General features: G+C 72.6%; 13 protein-coding genes. 9 read left to right on the top strand and 4 right to left on the bottom strand.

Annotated features, from left to right (window positions below):
* Window positions 1-58: 58 nt before the first annotated feature.
* Window positions 59-952 (top strand): YceI family protein, encoded by an 894-nt coding sequence (locus ACFYZY_RS14025; RefSeq protein WP_388693177.1) that lies wholly within the window; start codon window positions 59-61, stop codon window positions 950-952.
* Here the strand turns inward: ACFYZY_RS14025 and ACFYZY_RS14030 are convergent.
* On the bottom strand, window positions 949-1,236 hold the full coding sequence (locus ACFYZY_RS14030) for a hypothetical protein (RefSeq protein WP_388693178.1): 288 nt from the start codon (window positions 1,234-1,236) through the stop codon (window positions 949-951). The genes ACFYZY_RS14025 and ACFYZY_RS14030 overlap by 4 nt on opposite strands.
* Before the next feature lie 118 nt (window positions 1,237-1,354).
* Between ACFYZY_RS14030 and holA the strand changes: the two genes are divergently transcribed.
* Window positions 1,355-2,347 carry a DNA polymerase III subunit delta gene (gene holA / locus ACFYZY_RS14035; RefSeq protein ID WP_388693180.1) on the top strand — a complete coding sequence of 331 codons (993 nt, stop codon included), beginning with the start codon at window positions 1,355-1,357 and terminating at the stop codon, window positions 2,345-2,347.
* A 366-nt stretch (window positions 2,348-2,713) separates the two neighbouring features.
* Here the strand turns inward: holA and rpsT are convergent, their stop codons facing one another.
* Window positions 2,714-2,980: a 30S ribosomal protein S20 gene (gene rpsT / locus ACFYZY_RS14040; RefSeq protein ID WP_388693182.1), complete on the bottom strand. Its 267-nt coding sequence runs from the start codon at window positions 2,978-2,980 to the stop codon at window positions 2,714-2,716.
* Between the two features lie 183 nt (window positions 2,981-3,163).
* Between rpsT and lepA the strand changes: the two genes are divergently transcribed.
* From lepA to hemW, 3 genes are all read left to right on the top strand, one after another.
* The gene (lepA, locus tag ACFYZY_RS14045; RefSeq protein ID WP_388693183.1) at window positions 3,164-5,032 is read left to right on the top strand and encodes a translation elongation factor 4; all 1,869 of its coding nucleotides are present in this window, start codon (window positions 3,164-3,166) and stop codon (window positions 5,030-5,032) included.
* Window positions 5,033-5,293: 261 nt separating this feature from the next.
* Window positions 5,294-7,171, top strand: a complete 1,878-nt coding sequence (locus tag ACFYZY_RS14050; protein WP_388693185.1) for an AMP-dependent synthetase/ligase — start codon at window positions 5,294-5,296, stop codon at window positions 7,169-7,171.
* Window positions 7,172-7,221: 50 nt separating this feature from the next.
* Window positions 7,222-8,463 (top strand): radical SAM family heme chaperone HemW, encoded by a 1,242-nt coding sequence (hemW, locus tag ACFYZY_RS14055; RefSeq protein WP_388693187.1) that lies wholly within the window; start codon window positions 7,222-7,224, stop codon window positions 8,461-8,463.
* 19 nt (window positions 8,464-8,482) lie between these two features.
* Here the strand turns inward: hemW and ACFYZY_RS14060 are convergent, their stop codons facing one another.
* Window positions 8,483-9,283, bottom strand: coding sequence for a DUF3097 domain-containing protein (locus ACFYZY_RS14060; RefSeq protein ID WP_388693189.1), 801 nt, complete (start codon window positions 9,281-9,283; stop codon window positions 8,483-8,485).
* A 10-nt stretch (window positions 9,284-9,293) separates the two neighbouring features.
* Complete coding sequence (locus ACFYZY_RS14065; protein WP_388693191.1) at window positions 9,294-10,022, bottom strand: MBL fold metallo-hydrolase; 729 nt, start codon at window positions 10,020-10,022, stop codon at window positions 9,294-9,296.
* A gap of 146 nt (window positions 10,023-10,168) precedes the next feature.
* Between ACFYZY_RS14065 and hrcA the strand changes: the two genes are divergently transcribed.
* From hrcA to ACFYZY_RS14085, 4 genes are all read left to right on the top strand, one after another.
* Window positions 10,169-11,188, top strand: a complete 1,020-nt coding sequence (gene hrcA, locus ACFYZY_RS14070; protein ID WP_388693193.1) for a heat-inducible transcriptional repressor HrcA — start codon at window positions 10,169-10,171, stop codon at window positions 11,186-11,188.
* Window positions 11,189-12,325: a molecular chaperone DnaJ gene (gene dnaJ / locus ACFYZY_RS14075; protein WP_388693195.1), complete on the top strand. Its 1,137-nt coding sequence runs from the start codon at window positions 11,189-11,191 to the stop codon at window positions 12,323-12,325.
* A gap of 229 nt (window positions 12,326-12,554) precedes the next feature.
* Window positions 12,555-13,646 carry a nitronate monooxygenase gene (locus tag ACFYZY_RS14080; RefSeq protein ID WP_388693197.1) on the top strand — a complete coding sequence of 364 codons (1,092 nt, stop codon included), beginning with the start codon at window positions 12,555-12,557 and terminating at the stop codon, window positions 13,644-13,646.
* A complete protein-coding gene (locus ACFYZY_RS14085) occupies window positions 13,643-14,386 on the top strand; it encodes a 16S rRNA (uracil(1498)-N(3))-methyltransferase (RefSeq protein ID WP_388693199.1) in 744 nt (247 codons plus the stop codon). Before ACFYZY_RS14080 ends, ACFYZY_RS14085 begins: the two co-directional genes overlap by 4 nt.
* The last annotated feature ends 91 nt before the right edge of the window (window positions 14,387-14,477 follow it).

Below are 14,477 nucleotides of genomic sequence, written 5' to 3' on the forward strand. Positions count from 1 at the left end.
TGGTGATCGAATGCGACTTCGTTGCATAATGAATGAACCGCACAGGGGTATGTGAAGAATGTTCGATCGTCTCTTCGGGAAGCGCGCGGCGGGTGCCGCCCGGGGCGGGCCGCTCGCCGGCCTCGTCGTCCCGTCCTCGGCGGGAGTGCTGAGCTGCCGGGTGCTCGACCCCGTGCACGAACCGGTCCGGCAGGCCGAGTTCGTCATCAGCGACACCGCGGGACGCAAGGTGCTGTCCGGGGAGACCGACCCGTACGGCAGCGCGTTCGTGACCGTGCCGGCGGGTGAGTACCGGCTGGTGGTCACCGCCGAGGGATACACCCCGCAGCACGGCACCGCCGTCGTCACCGAGGGCGGTCACACCGGCCTCGGCGACGTCCTGCTCCAAGTCGCCCCGCAGCCCCCGCTCCCGGAGCCGGGCGACTGGGAGATCGACCCGACGCACTCGCAGATCGGCTTCACGGCCCGGCACATCGGGCTGGCCCGGATCCACGGCCGGTTCAGCAACTTCGCGGGCGCGGTGCGGATCGCCGACCGCATGGAGGACTCCGCGATGCACGTCGTCATCGACGCGGCCTCCATCGACACCGGGGTGCGGATGCGCGACGACCACCTGCGGTCCGGCGACTTCCTCGACGTCGGTCTCCATCCGACGCTGGAGTTCTACAGCGAACGCTTCACCCACCGGGGCGGCAGCCGCTGGGCCGTCACCGGGGCGCTCACCCTCCACGGGGTGAGCCGCACGGTGACGCTCGACACCCAGTACCTGGGTCTCGGGAGCGGGCTGGAGGGCGAGACCCGGTGCGCCTGCCGGGCCACCACCGAACTGCACCGGGAGGACTTCACCCTCACCTGGCAGACGCTGCTCGCGCGCGGCATCGCGGTCGTCGGATCCAGCATCGCCATCGACCTCGACGTCCAGATCGTGCCCAAGAAGCCGACGGCCGGCTAAGGCGCCTCCAGCCAGCCCTCGTACTCGGCGGCCAGCCCGTCGAGGGCCGCCGGGTCGAGCCGGCCGTCGGGGTCCTCGACGACCACCAGCCACTGCGCGTCCTCGGCGTCGTCCTCCCCGGCCAGGGCGTCCCGTACGAGCTGGGGTTCCTCGGCGAGGCCGAAGCGGTCGGGAAGCTCCCCGGCGACCTCCTCGGCGGCGTCGCGGTCGGGGAGCACCAGTACGTGTCGTTCACTCACCCCGCCATTCTCGGGCACGGCCGTCCGTGGGTCCCGACCGTCCATGGGTCCCGCCGCCCGTGGGCCCGTCGTCGGCGGACCCCGCCGTCCGAGGGGCCCGGCGCCCCCGGCGTCCGCCGTCCGTGAACCGGGCTGTCGGTGGCCCGTGGGATGCTGGAGCGCGATGGCCACCAGAAAGACTTCCCCCGACGACCTCCTCGGCCCCGTGACGCTCGCCGTGGGGCAGGAGGACCTGCTCCTCGACCGCGTCGTCCAGGAGGTGGTGGCGGCCGCCCGTGCCGCCGACGCCGACACGGACGTGCGCGACCTCGCGCCCGAACAGCTCCAGCCCGGGACGCTCGCGGAGCTCACCAGTCCCTCGCTCTTCGCCGAGCGCAAGGTCCTGGTCGTGCGGAACGCGCAGGACCTCTCCGCCGACACGGTCAAGGACGTCAAGGTCTACCTCGGCGACCCGGTCGAGGACATCTCCCTCGTCCTCCTCCACGCGGGCGGCGCCAAGGGCAAGGGCCTGCTCGACGCCGCGCGGAAGGCGGGGGCGCGGGAGGTGGCCTGCCCGAAGACGACGAAGCCGGCGGAGCGGCTGACGTTCGTGCGGCAGGAGTTCCGGGCGCTCGGGCGCTCGGCCACGCCGGAGGCGTGCCAGGCCCTCGTCGACTCGATCGGCAGCGACCTCCGGGAGCTGGCGTCCGCGGTCGCCCAGCTGACCTCCGACGTGGACGGGACGATCGACGAGGCCGTCGTCGGGCGGTACTACACGGGCCGTGCCGAGGCGTCCTCCTTCAACGTCGCCGACCGGGCCGTCGAGGGACGGGCGGCCGAGGCCCTGGAAGCCCTGCGCTGGTCGCTCTCGACCGGAGTCGCGCCCGTGCTGATCACCAGCGCGCTCGCGCAGGGCGTACGGGCCATCGGCAAGCTCTCCTCGGCCCGGGGCGGTCGCCCCGCCGACCTGGCGCGTGAGCTGGGGATGCCGCCCTGGAAGATCGACCGCGTGCGCCAGCAGATGCGCGGCTGGACCCCGGACGGGGTCGCGCTGGCGCTGCGCGCGGTCGCCGAGGCGGACGCGGGGGTGAAGGGCGGCGGTGACGACCCGGAGTACGCCCTGGAGAAGGCGGTCGTGACGGTGGCCCGGGCGGCGAGGATGCGCCGGGGCACCTGACCGGGCCAAACGCGACCGGAGCGGTACGGGCCGACCCCGTACGACCGGCGTCGGCCCTTCACGGCCCCTGCAGGGCACGGCCCTGCAGGGCGCCCCCCCACAGGCACCCCCACAAGGCACGCCCCCCACAGGGCGTGGCCCCTCATAGGCACAGCCTCCAGAAGGCACGGCCCCCCTCGCCCCTCATGGCCCCCCGCACGCCGAAGGCCCCGCCGTCTCCTGGGGAAGGAGGCGGCGGGGCCTTCGACGTTCAAGCCGATGGGCTCGTACCCGCGTGGCGAACGCGTCCGCGCACGAGCCCGGGGTGGCCGGGCGGGAGCGGGAGAGAGGGCCCGCTGGGTCCCGTACGGCCGTTCACATCAGAGCTCAGCCCTGGAGGGAGGCAACCTTGGTGGCCAGCGCCGACTTCTTGTTGGCGGCGGCGTTCTTGTGGATGACACCCTTCGAGACAGCCTTGTCGAGCTGACGCGAGGCGGCACGAGCGGCGACGGTGGCCTGCTCGAGGTCGCCGGCGGCGACGGCCTCACGGGCCTTGCGGATCGCGGTCTTGAGCGAGGACTTGACGGCCTTGTTGCGCAGGCGCGCCTTCTCGTTCGTCTTGTTCCGCTTGATCTGGGACTTGATGTTCGCCACGAAAAGAGCCTTTACAGGTTCGGTGTTCCTTCTGGATGCGCCTCGCGGCTGAGAGGGCACACGGGACACAGCTGTCCACGGTATCAGCCCCCCTCGGGGCCGCCCAAACCGGGCGTCGGCCGCCGGGCATGGGACCATGGAGCCTACGTATCGATCCGACATCGCCCCGAGACGAGACCCTGCGTGCCCGCGACTCCTCCCCACGTGCCCGAGCCGAGCCGTACCGACCCGGCTCTGATCCGCAACTTCTGCATCATCGCGCACATCGACCACGGCAAGTCCACGCTCGCCGACCGGATGCTCCAGCTCACCGGTGTGGTCGACCAGCGGCAGATGCGCGCTCAGTACCTCGACCGCATGGACATCGAGCGGGAGCGCGGCATCACGATCAAGTCCCAGGCGGTCCGGTTGCCCTGGGCGCCGGGCGAAGGGCCGGACCAGGGCACCACGCACATCCTGAACATGATCGACACCCCCGGTCACGTCGACTTCACCTACGAGGTCTCGCGATCGCTGGCGGCCTGCGAGGGCACGATCCTGCTGGTGGACGCGGCCCAGGGCATCGAGGCGCAGACGCTCGCCAACCTCTACCTGGCGATGGAGAACGACCTCACCATCGTCCCGGTCCTCAACAAGATCGACCTGCCGGCCGCGCAGCCGGAGAAGTTCGCCGAGGAGCTGGCCAACCTCATCGGCTGCCAGCCGGAGGACGTGCTCAAGGTCTCCGCGAAGACCGGCATGGGCGTCGAGGCGCTGCTCGACCGCGTGGTCCGGGACGTACCGGCCCCGGTCGGCGTCGCCGACGCCCCCGCCCGCGCGATGATCTTCGACTCGGTCTACGACTCGTACCGCGGCGTCGTCACCTACGTGCGCGTCATCGACGGCCAGCTCAACAAGCGCGAGCGCATCAGGATGATGTCGACCGGCGCCACCCACGAGCTCCTGGAGATCGGCACCAACTCGCCGGAGATGCTGCCGGCCGACGGCCTGGGCGTCGGCGAGGTGGGCTACCTCATCACCGGCGTGAAGGACGTCCGCCAGTCCAAGGTCGGCGACACGATCACCTCGCAGTCCAAGGGCGCCACCGAGGCGCTCGGCGGCTACAAGGACCCGAAGCCGATGGTCTTCTCGGGCCTCTACCCGCTGGACGGCTCGGAGTACCCGGACCTGCGCGAGGCGCTGGACAAGCTCCAGCTCAACGACGCCGCGCTCGTCTACGAGCCGGAGACCTCCGCGGCGCTCGGCTTCGGCTTCCGCGTCGGCTTCCTCGGCCTGCTCCACCTGGACGTGATCCGCGAGCGCCTGGAGCGCGAGTTCGGCCTCGACCTGATCGCCACCGCCCCCAACGTGGTCTACCGCGTGCTCATGGAGGACGGCAGCGAGCACACGGTCACGAACCCGAGCGAGTTCCCCGAGGGCAAGATCGACAAGGTGTACGAGCCGGTCGTCCGCGCGACGATCCTCGCACCCAGCGAGTTCATCGGCGCGATCATGGAGCTCTGCCAGAACCGGCGCGGCACCCTGATCGGCATGGACTACCTCTCCGAGGACCGGGTCGAGATCCGTTACACCCTGCCCCTCGCGGAGATCGTCTTCGACTTCTTCGACCAGCTGAAGTCCAAGACGCGCGGGTATGCCTCCCTCGACTACGAGCCCACGGGCGAGCAGGCGTCCAGCCTGGTCAAGGTCGACATCCTGCTGCACGGCGACAAGGTGGACGCCTTCTCCGCCGTCACCCACAAGGACGCGGCGTACGCCTACGGCGTGCGGCTCGTCGCCAAGCTGCGCGAGCTCATCCCGCGGCAGGCGTTCGAGGTGCCGATCCAGGCCGCGATCGGCTCCCGGGTCATCGCCCGCGAAACCATCCGCGCCATCCGCAAGGACGTCCTCGCCAAGTGCTACGGCGGTGACATCTCCCGGAAGCGGAAGCTCCTCGAGAAGCAGAAGGAGGGCAAGAAGCGCATGAAGATGGTCGGCTCGGTGGAGGTGCCGCAGGAGGCGTTCATCGCCGTCCTGTCGAGCGACGAGTCCTCCGGCAAGGGAAAGAAGTAGCCACCGACGGACGAACCGGAACGAACCGGTGCCGGAGCCGGAATCGAAGCCGGAGCCGGGGCGGCGTCCGGAAGCGGAACGGCCGCCCCGTGCGGCGGACGGGCCCACGCGCGGAGTGCGCGTGGGCCCGTTCGTTATGAAGCGACGACCTGCAAGACCTTACGTGTCCGACCCCTGAGCCCTAGTCTGATCCCGGCTCGAAGGTTACTCGCCAGTTAGTTACGAACCACCAGAAGGCACCGCCGCCGCCCGGAGGACGTCGTGAGCGACACACAGACCCAGATCGAGAACCGGCCGCCCTCCGTGGCGACCCTCTTCCTTGAGCGAGTCGAGCGGACTCCCGACGCGGAGGCGTACCGCCACCCGATCCCCGCCGCGTCCGGCTCCGGCCCGGACGAGTGGAAGTCGCTCACCTGGGGGCAGGCCGCCGAACGGGTCTACGCCATCGCCGCCGGCCTGATCGACCTGGGCGTGCGGTCCGAGGAGCGGGTCGCCCTCGCCTCCTCCACCCGGGTGGAGTGGATCCTCGCGGACCTCGGCGTGATGTGCGCGGGCGCCGCGACCACCACGGTCTACCCGCAGACCAACGCCGAGGAGTCGGCGTTCATCCTCTCCGACTCCGAGTCCAGGGTCCTCATCGCGGAGGACGCCGCCCAGCTGGCCAAGGCCGTCGAGCGCCGTGCCGAGCTGCCGGACCTCCACCACGTGATCGTCGTCGACCCCACGGGCGTCGAGGGCGACGACGAGTGGGTCCTCTCCCTCGCCGACCTGGAGGAACGCGGCCGGGCGTACCTGGAGAAGCATCCGGAGGCGGTCAAGGAGCGGGTCTCCGCGATCACCCCCGCGCAGCTCGCCACCCTCATCTACACGTCGGGCACCACCGGCCGCCCCAAGGGCGTCCGCCTCCCGCACGACAACTGGTCGTACATGGCCAAGGCCATCGCCGCGACCGGTCTCGTCACCCGGGAGGACGTGCAGTACCTGTGGCTGCCGCTGGCCCACGTCTTCGGCAAGGTCCTCACCTCGGGCCAGATCGAGGTCGGCCACGTCACCGCCGTCGACGGCCGCGTCGACAGGATCATCGAGAACCTGCCGGTGGTCCGGCCGACCTACATGGCGGCCGTGCCCCGCATCTTCGAGAAGGTCTACAACGGGGTCGCCGCCAAGGCCCGCGCCGCCGGCGGAGCCAAGTACAAGATCTTCCAGTGGGCGGCCGGGGTCGCCCGCGAGTACGCCAGGGCCACCCAGGACAACTTCCGCCGCACCGGCACCGCCTCCGCGCCCTTCGGCCTCACCGCCCGGCACAAGGTCGCCGACGCCCTCGTCTACGGCAAGATCCGCGAGGCGTTCGGCGGCAACCTGCGCGCGTGCGTCTCCGGCTCCGCCGCCCTCGCCCCCGAGATCGGCTACTTCTTCTCCGGCGCCGGCATCCACATCCTGGAGGGGTACGGCCTCACGGAGTCCTCCGCCGCCTCCTTCGTCAACCCGGGCGAGGCGTACCGCACCGGCACCGTCGGCAAGCCGCTGCCCGGCACCGAGGTCCGGATCGCGGACGACGGCGAGATCCTGCTGCGCGGTCCCGGCATCATGGAGGGCTACCACGGCCTGCCGGAGAAGACGGCCGAGGTCCTGGAGTCCGACGGCTGGTTCCACACCGGCGACATCGGGGAGCTGTCCGCCGACGGCTACCTGCGGATCACCGACCGCAAGAAGGACCTGATCAAGACGTCCGGCGGCAAGTACATCGCGCCGGCCGAGGTCGAGGGCCAGTTCAAGGCGGTCTGCCCCTTCGTCTCGAACATCCTGGTCCACGGCGCCGACCGGAACTTCTGCACCGCCCTGATCGCCCTCGACGAGCCCGCCATCCTCGGCTGGGCCGCCGAGCACGACCTCGCGGGCAGGTCGTACGCCGAGGTGGTCGCCGCCCCGCAGACCCAGAAGCTCGTCCAGGGCTACGTGGACCGTCTCAACGAGGGCCTCCAGCGCTGGCAGACGATCAAGAAGTTCCGCCTGCTGCCGCGCGACCTCGACATCGAGCACGGCGAGCTGACCCCGTCCCTGAAGCTGAAGCGGCCGGTCGTGGAGCGGGAGTACAAGCACCTCATCGAGGAGATGTACGCGGGCTCGCGGGAGGCCTGACCGGCGTCCCCGGCGGCGGGCCGGCGGTTCACCCCGGGCGGTACGGGACAATGGGACCCATGCCTTCCGTACTGCCCGATGGTGAGACCGTTCCCGAGGACGGGGCGCTTCCCCCGTACGCCCTGGAAGGGGCCGGGGAGCGCCCGCTCGGGTTCTACCTGCACGTGCCGTACTGCGCGACGCGCTGCGGCTACTGCGACTTCAACACCTACACGGCGAGCGAGCTGCGCGGCACGGGGGGCGTGCTCGCCTCCCGGGACAACTACGCCGGACAGGTCGTCGAGGAGGTCCGGCTCGCCCGGAAGGTCCTCGGGGACGACCCCCGGCCGGTGCGGACCGTCTTCGTCGGCGGCGGCACGCCCACGCTGCTCGCCGCCGGCGACCTCGTCCGGATGCTGGGGGCGATCCGGGACGGGTTCGGGCTCGCGGACGACGCCGAGGTCACGACCGAGGCCAACCCGGAGTCGGTCGACCCCGCCTACCTGGCGGAGCTGCGCGAGGGCGGCTTCAACCGGGTCTCCTTCGGCATGCAGAGCTCCCGGCAGCACGTCCTGAAGGTCCTCGACCGCACCCACACGCCCGGACGCCCCGAGGCGTGCGTCGCGGAGGCGCGGGCCGCCGGGTTCGACCACGTCAACCTCGACCTGATCTACGGCACGCCCGGCGAGACCGACGACGACTGGCGGGCCTCGCTCGACGCGGCGATCGGCGCCGGCCCCGACCACGTCAGCGCCTACGCCCTGATCGTCGAGGAGGGCACGCAGCTGGCCCGCCGCATCCGGCGCGGCGAGGTCCCGATGACCGACGACGACGTGCACGCCGACCGGTACCTGATGGCCGAGGAGGTGCTGTCCGGGGCCGGTTTCGAGTGGTACGAGGTGTCCAACTGGGCCACCTCGGACGCCGGGCGCTGCCTCCACAACGAGCTGTACTGGCGCGGCGCGGACTGGTGGGGCGCGGGCCCCGGCGCCCACAGCCACGTGGGCGGGGTCCGCTGGTGGAACGTGAAGCACCCGGGCACGTACGCGGCGGCCCTCGCGTCGGGGAGGTCGCCGGGCGCCGGGCGCGAGCTCCTCGCGGAGGAGGACCGCCGGGTGGAGCGGATCCTGCTCGAACTGCGGCTGCGGGACGGGGTCGGGCTGGCCCTGCTCAAGCCCGCCGGGCTCGCCGCCTCCCGCAGGGCCCTGGAGGACGGCCTCCTCGACCCCGGCCCGTACGCGGCCGGGCGGGCGGTCCTGACCCTGCGCGGGCGGCTGCTCGCGGACGCGGTGGTGCGGGACCTGGTGGACTGAAGCGGGCTCCGGGGGCGCCCTACGGCGCCGTCACGAAGTCGATCAGCTCCTCCACCCGGCCGAGGAGCGCGGGCTCCAGGTCCTTGTACGACGTGACCCGCGACAGGATGTGCCGCCAGGCCGCGCCCGTGTTCTCCGGCCAGCCCAGGGCGCGGCAGACGCCCGTCTTCCAGTCCTGGCCGCGCGGGACCGCCGGCCAGGCGGGGATGCCGAGCGAGGACGGCTTCACCGCCTCCCAGACGTCGATGTACGGATGGCCGACGACCAGCACGTCCGGCGAGGTCACCCGCGCCGCGATCCGGGACTCCTTCGAGCCCGGGACCAGGTGGTCCACCAGGACGCCGAGGCGGGCGTCGGGCGCCGGTCCGAACTCCGCGACGATCGCCGGGAGGTCGTCCACGCCCTCCAGGTACTCCACGACCACGCCCTCGATCCGCAGGTCGTCGCCCCAGACCCGTTCCACCAGCTCGGCGTCGTGCCGGCCCTCCACGTAGATCCGTCCCGCCCGCGCCACGCGCGCGCGTGCGCCCGGCACCGCCACCGAGCCGGAGGCCGTGCGGGCGGGGCGCGCCGGCCCGGCGGAGGGACGGACCAGGGTCACGGCCTTCCCCTCCAGGAGGAAGCCGCGCGGTTCCAGCGGGAAGACCCGGTGCTTGCCGAAACGGTCCTCCAGGGTGACCGTGCCCGCCTCGCAGCCGATCACCGCCCCGCAGAAGCCCGTCGTCACCTCCTCCACGACGAGGTCCCGGTCGGCCGGCACCTCCGGGACGGGCGCCGAGCGCTTCCAGGGGGGCGTCAGGTCCGGGTTGTAGCTGCGCATTCGCAGGACGTTATGACACCTCGAAGCGGCGTGCCAGTTCCTCCCGCTGGCGTCGTACGAACGAGGCGTCCACCACCGCCCCGTGCCCCGGTACGTACACCGCGTCCTCGCCCCCGAGCGCGAGGAGCCGGTCCAGGGCGTCCGGCCAGCGGGACGGGATCGCGTCCGGGCCCGCCTGCGGCTCGCCCGACTCCTCCACCAGGTCCCCGCAGAAGACCACCTCGGGCGGGCCGGGCACCAGGAGCACCAGGTCGTGGCCCGTGTGCCCGGGGCCGACGTTCGCCAGGAGCACCTGCCGGCCGCCCAGGTCGAGGGTCCGCTCGCCGGAGACCACGTGCTTCGGCGCCACCAGCACGTCCACCGCCTCCGCCGCGGCCTCCGGGTCCAGGCCGTGCCGCACCGCGTCCGCGCGCAGCGCCTCCCGGTCCCGCTCCCTGCCCAGCAGCTCGTCCGTCCCGACCGCGCCGAGGACCTCCGCGCCCGAGAAGGCCGCCGCGCCGAGCACGTGGTCGAAGTGCGGATGACCCAGTGCGATGTGCGTCACCCTCCGGCCGCCCGTGAGTTCCGCCACCTGCGCCCGCAGCTCGGCGCCCTCGGTGAGCGACGACCCCGTGTCGTACAGCAGGGCCGCCCGTTCGCCCAGGACGAGGCCCACCGTGGCGTCCCACCGGGGCAGCCGCCGCCGTCCCACGCCGTCCGCGAGCCGTTCCCATCCGCACGCTTCCCAGTCCACATCCATGCGGCGACGCTAACCGGTGGGACGCCGCCTCCTTGCCAGGAGCGTCGTGTGCCGCCGTACACTGGCCGGGGCCCGTTGGCACTCGGACAGGGCGAGTGCCAAAAGCGGAGCAACCGGAACGACGACGACAGCTGGAGGTGCGCACGATGCTCAGCGAACGCAGACTCGAAGTGCTGCGCGCCATCGTCCAGGACTATGTCGGGACGGAGGAGCCCGTGGGCTCCAAGGCGCTCACGGAGCGCCACAAACTCGGCGTGTCGCCCGCCACCGTGCGCAACGACATGGCCGTACTGGAGGACGAGGGCTACATCGCCCAGCCCCACACCAGCGCCGGCCGCATCCCGACCGACAAGGGCTACCGGCTGTTCGTGGACCGGCTCGCGGGCGTCAAGCCGCTGTCGACGCCCGAGCGGCGCGCCATCCACAACTTCCTCGACGGCGCGGTCGACCTGGACGACGTCGTCGGCCGCACGGTCCGGCTGCTCGCGCAGCTCACCCGTCAGGTCGCCGTCGTCCAGTACCCCTCGCTGACCCGTTCGACCGTCCGGCACGTGGAACTGCTCTCGCTGGCCCCCGCCCGCCTGATGCTCGTCCTCATCACGGACACCGGCCGGGTCGAGCAGCGGCTCGTGGACTGCCCGGCGCCCTTCGGCGAGACCTCCCTCGCCGACCTGCGGGCCCGGCTCAACAGCCGGGTCGTCGGCCGTCGCTTCGCCGACGTGCCGCAGCTGGTGCAGGACCTCCCCGAGTCCTTCGAGGAGGCCGAGGACCGCGCCACTGTCTCGACCGTGCTCGCGACCCTCCTCGAAAGCCTCGTCGAGGAGCACGAGGAGCGGCTGATGATCGGCGGCACCGCCAATCTCACCCGCTTCGGACACGACTTCCCCCTGATGATCAGGCCCGTCCTGGAGGCACTGGAGGAGCAGGTCGTGCTCCTCAAGCTGCTGGGCGAGGCCAAGGAATCGGGCATGACCGTACGCATCGGGCACGAGAACGCCCACGAGGGACTGAGCTCCACGTCCGTCGTCTCGGTCGGCTACGGTTCGGGCGGCGAGACAGTCGCCAAACTCGGCGTGGTCGGACCGACCCGCATGGACTACCCCGGAACGATGGGAGCGGTACGCGCAGTGGCACGTTACGTCGGACAGATCCTGGCGGAGTCGTAAGTGGCCACGGACTACTACGCCGTACTCGGCGTGCGCCGCGACGCGTCCCAGGACGAGATCAAGAAGGCGTTCCGGAGGCTCGCGCGCGAGCTGCACCCGGACGTCAATCCCGATCCGAAGACGCAGGAACGCTTCAAGGAGATCAACGCCGCCTACGAGGTCCTCTCGGACCCGCAGAAGAAGCAGGTCTACGACCTCGGCGGCGACCCGCTCTCGTCCTCCGGCGGAGGCGGCGCGGGCGGCTTCGGGGCCGGTGGCTTCGGCAACTTCTCCGACATCATGGACGCCTTCTTCGGCACGGCCTCGCAGCGCGGCCCGCGCTCGCGCACCCGCCGCGGCCAGGACGCCATGATCCGCCTGGAGATCGACCTCAACGAGGCGGCCTTCGGCACCACCAAGGACATCCAGGTCGACACGGCCGTCGTCTGCACGACCTGCTCGGGCGAGGGCGCCGCCCCCGGCACCTCCGCGCAGACCTGCGACATGTGCCGCGGCCGGGGCGAGGTCTCCCAGGTCACCCGTTCCTTCCTGGGCCAGGTCATGACCTCCCGCCCCTGCCCGCAGTGCCAGGGCTTCGGCACCGTCGTCCCGACCCCGTGCCCCGAGTGCGCGGGTGACGGACGGGTCCGCTCCCGCCGCACGCTCACGGTCAAGATCCCGGCCGGCGTCGACAACGGCACCCGCATCCAGCTCGCGGGCGAGGGCGAGGTCGGCCCCGGCGGCGGCCCCGCCGGCGACCTGTACGTCGAGATCCACGAGACCCCGCACGACACGTTCCAGCGACGCGGCGACGACCTGCACTGCACGGTCACGATCCCGATGACGGCGGGCGCGCTCGGCACCAAGGTGCCGCTGCAGACCCTCGACGGCGTCGAGGAGATCGACATCCGGCCCGGCACCCAGTCCGGCCAGTCGATCCCGCTGCACGGGCGCGGCGTCACCCACCTGCGGGGCAACGGGCGCGGTGACCTCATCGTGCACGTCGAGGTCCAGACCCCGAACAAGCTCGACGCCGAGCAGGAGCGCCTGCTGCGCGAACTGGCCGAGCTGCGCGGCGAGGAACGGCCCACCGGCCAGTTCCACCCGGGCCAGCAGGGGCTGTTCTCGCGCCTGAAGGACGCGTTCAACGGGCGCTGACCGGCGCCCGTACGGGAGAGGGGCGGCACCCCGGTGCCGCCCCTCTCCCGTGTCTCCCGCGCGGGTCCGCGCGGTCGCGGGCGCCGGGCGGGCCGCCGCGCTTTCCCGCGCCCGTCCGCCGTTCTGTCCCGCGCCCGTCCGCTGTCCCTCCCCGCGCCCGTCCGCCGTCCTTTCCCGCCCTCGTCCGGCGGCACGACGCGCCCGTCCGGCGGCATGAAACGATGCCCATATGTCCACCACCGCACTGAACGGCCTCTCCCGGCTCCCGATCGTGCAGGCTCCCATGGCGGGTGGCGCCTCCTGTCCCGAGCTCGCCGGAGCCGTCTGCGAGGCCGGGGCGCTCGGCTTCCTGGCCGGCGGCTACAAGAGCGCCGGGGGCATGTACCAGGAGGTCAAACAGGTGCGCCGGCTCACCGCGCGCCCCTTCGGCGTCAACCTCTTCGTGCCCCCGGGCGGCCCGGCCGCCGACCCCGCCGCCGTCGAGGTCTACCGCCACCAGCTCGCGGGCGAGGCCGCCTGGTACGAGACCCCGCCCGGCGGGACCGACGACTCCCGCGACGACGCCTACGACGCCAAGCTGGCCATCCTCCTGGAGGACCCGGTCCCGGTCGTCTCCTTCACCTTCGGCTGCCCCGCGCCCGAAGCCCTCGCCTCCTTCGCCCGCGCGGGCACGTACACGATCGTCACCGTCACCTCCGCCGAGGAGGCCCTGGCCGCCGAGCACGCCGGGGCCGACGCCGTCTGCGTCCAGGGCGTCGAGGCCGGCGGGCACCAGGGCACGCACCGCGACGACCCGGACGAGGACGGCGCGCCCGGCACCGGACTGCTCGCCCTCGTCACCCAGGTCCGCGAGAGCGTGGGACTGCCGGTCGTCGCCGCCGGCGGGATCATGCGCGGCGCCCAGATCGCCGCCGTCCTCGCCGCCGGGGCCGACGCCGCGCAGCTCGGCACCGCCTTCCTCCGCTGCCCCGAGTCGGGCGCGCACCCGCTGCACAAACAGGCCCTGACGGACCCGCTGTTCACCCGGACCGCCCTCACCCGGGCCTTCTCCGGGCGCCCGGCGCGCGGACTCGTCAACCGCTTCATGCGCGAGCACGGTCCGTACGCCCCCGCCGCCTACCCCGAGGTCCACCACCTCACCGCCCCCCTCCGCAAGGCCGCCGCCGCCGCGGGCGACACCCAGGGCATGGCCCTGTGGGCGGGCCAGGGCCACCGCCTGGCCCGCGAACTCCCCGCCGCGCGGCTGGTCGAGGTCCTCGCCGCCGAACTCGGCACCGCGCTCTCCGAGCTGTCCCGGCTGTCCCACAGGAGCACCCCATGACCGCCCCCGTCTTCGTCGTCGACGCCGTCCCCGGCGCCGGGAGCTTCCTCCTGGACGGCCCCGAGGGCCGCCACGCCGTCTCCGTGAAGCGGCTGCGGGAGGGCGAGGAGGTCGTCCTCGTCGACGGCCGGGGCCGCTGGGCCGCCTGCGAGGTGCTCGCCGCCGAGGGCAAGGACCGGCTCACCGTACGGGTCGCCGAGGTCCACGAGGACCCCGGGGAGGAGCCCCGGATCACCGTCGTCCAGGCACTCCCCAAGGGCGACCGGGGCGAGCTGGCCGTCGAGACCATGACGGAGACCGGCGTGGACGCGATCGTGCCGTGGGCCGCCTCCCGCTGCATCACCCAGTGGAAGGGCGACCGGGGCCTCAAGGCGCTCGCCAAGTGGCGCTCCACCGCCCGCGAGGCCGGCAAGCAGTCGCGCCGCACCCGCTTCCCCGAGGTCGCGGACCCGATGACGACCAAGCAGGTCGCCGCCCTCCTCGCGGGGGCCGACTTCGCGGCCGTCCTGCACGAGGACCGCGACCACCCCAGCGGCGCGCTCGCCACCGCCGGTCTCCCCGCGCGGGGTTCGATCGTGCTGGTCGTCGGCCCCGAGGGCGGGGTCTCCCCGGAGGAGCTGGCCGCCTTCGAGGCGGCCGGGGCGAAGCCGTACCGACTGGGCCGCAGCGTGCTGCGCACCTCCACGGCCGGTACGGCGGCGGCGGCCCTGGTCCTGGGACGCACGGGCCGCTGGGGCTAAAGCGTGTTGCAGAAGGTTGCGTCCGGGCAGGTCAGGGTCGGTTTTGGGGCATGTCCGGTCACGCGGCCATGGCGAGGTTGTGCATGTGGGC

Origin of the sequence: Streptomyces sp. NPDC001744, assembly GCF_042892575.1 — a bacterium.
In the GTDB taxonomy this organism is placed as follows: domain Bacteria; phylum Actinomycetota; class Actinomycetes; order Streptomycetales; family Streptomycetaceae; genus Streptomyces.

Excerpts from the sequence above, each read along its gene's own strand:
- ACFYZY_RS14025 (WP_388693177.1), top strand. The coding sequence starts at position 59 with ATGTTCGATCGTCTCTTCGGGAAGCGCGCGGCGGGTGCCGCCCGGGGC.
- ACFYZY_RS14030 (WP_388693178.1), bottom strand. The coding sequence starts at position 1,236 with ATGGACGGTCGGGACCCACGGACGGCCGTGCCCGAGAATGGCGGGGTG.
- holA (WP_388693180.1), top strand. The coding sequence starts at position 1,355 with ATGGCCACCAGAAAGACTTCCCCCGACGACCTCCTCGGCCCCGTGACG.
- hemW (WP_388693187.1), top strand. The coding sequence starts at position 7,222 with ATGGGACCCATGCCTTCCGTACTGCCCGATGGTGAGACCGTTCCCGAG.
- ACFYZY_RS14060 (WP_388693189.1), bottom strand. The coding sequence starts at position 9,283 with ATGCGCAGCTACAACCCGGACCTGACGCCCCCCTGGAAGCGCTCGGCG.
- ACFYZY_RS14065 (WP_388693191.1), bottom strand. The coding sequence starts at position 10,022 with ATGGATGTGGACTGGGAAGCGTGCGGATGGGAACGGCTCGCGGACGGC.
- hrcA (WP_388693193.1), top strand. The coding sequence starts at position 10,169 with ATGCTCAGCGAACGCAGACTCGAAGTGCTGCGCGCCATCGTCCAGGAC.
- ACFYZY_RS14080 (WP_388693197.1), top strand. The coding sequence starts at position 12,555 with ATGTCCACCACCGCACTGAACGGCCTCTCCCGGCTCCCGATCGTGCAG.
- ACFYZY_RS14085 (WP_388693199.1), top strand. The coding sequence starts at position 13,643 with ATGACCGCCCCCGTCTTCGTCGTCGACGCCGTCCCCGGCGCCGGGAGC.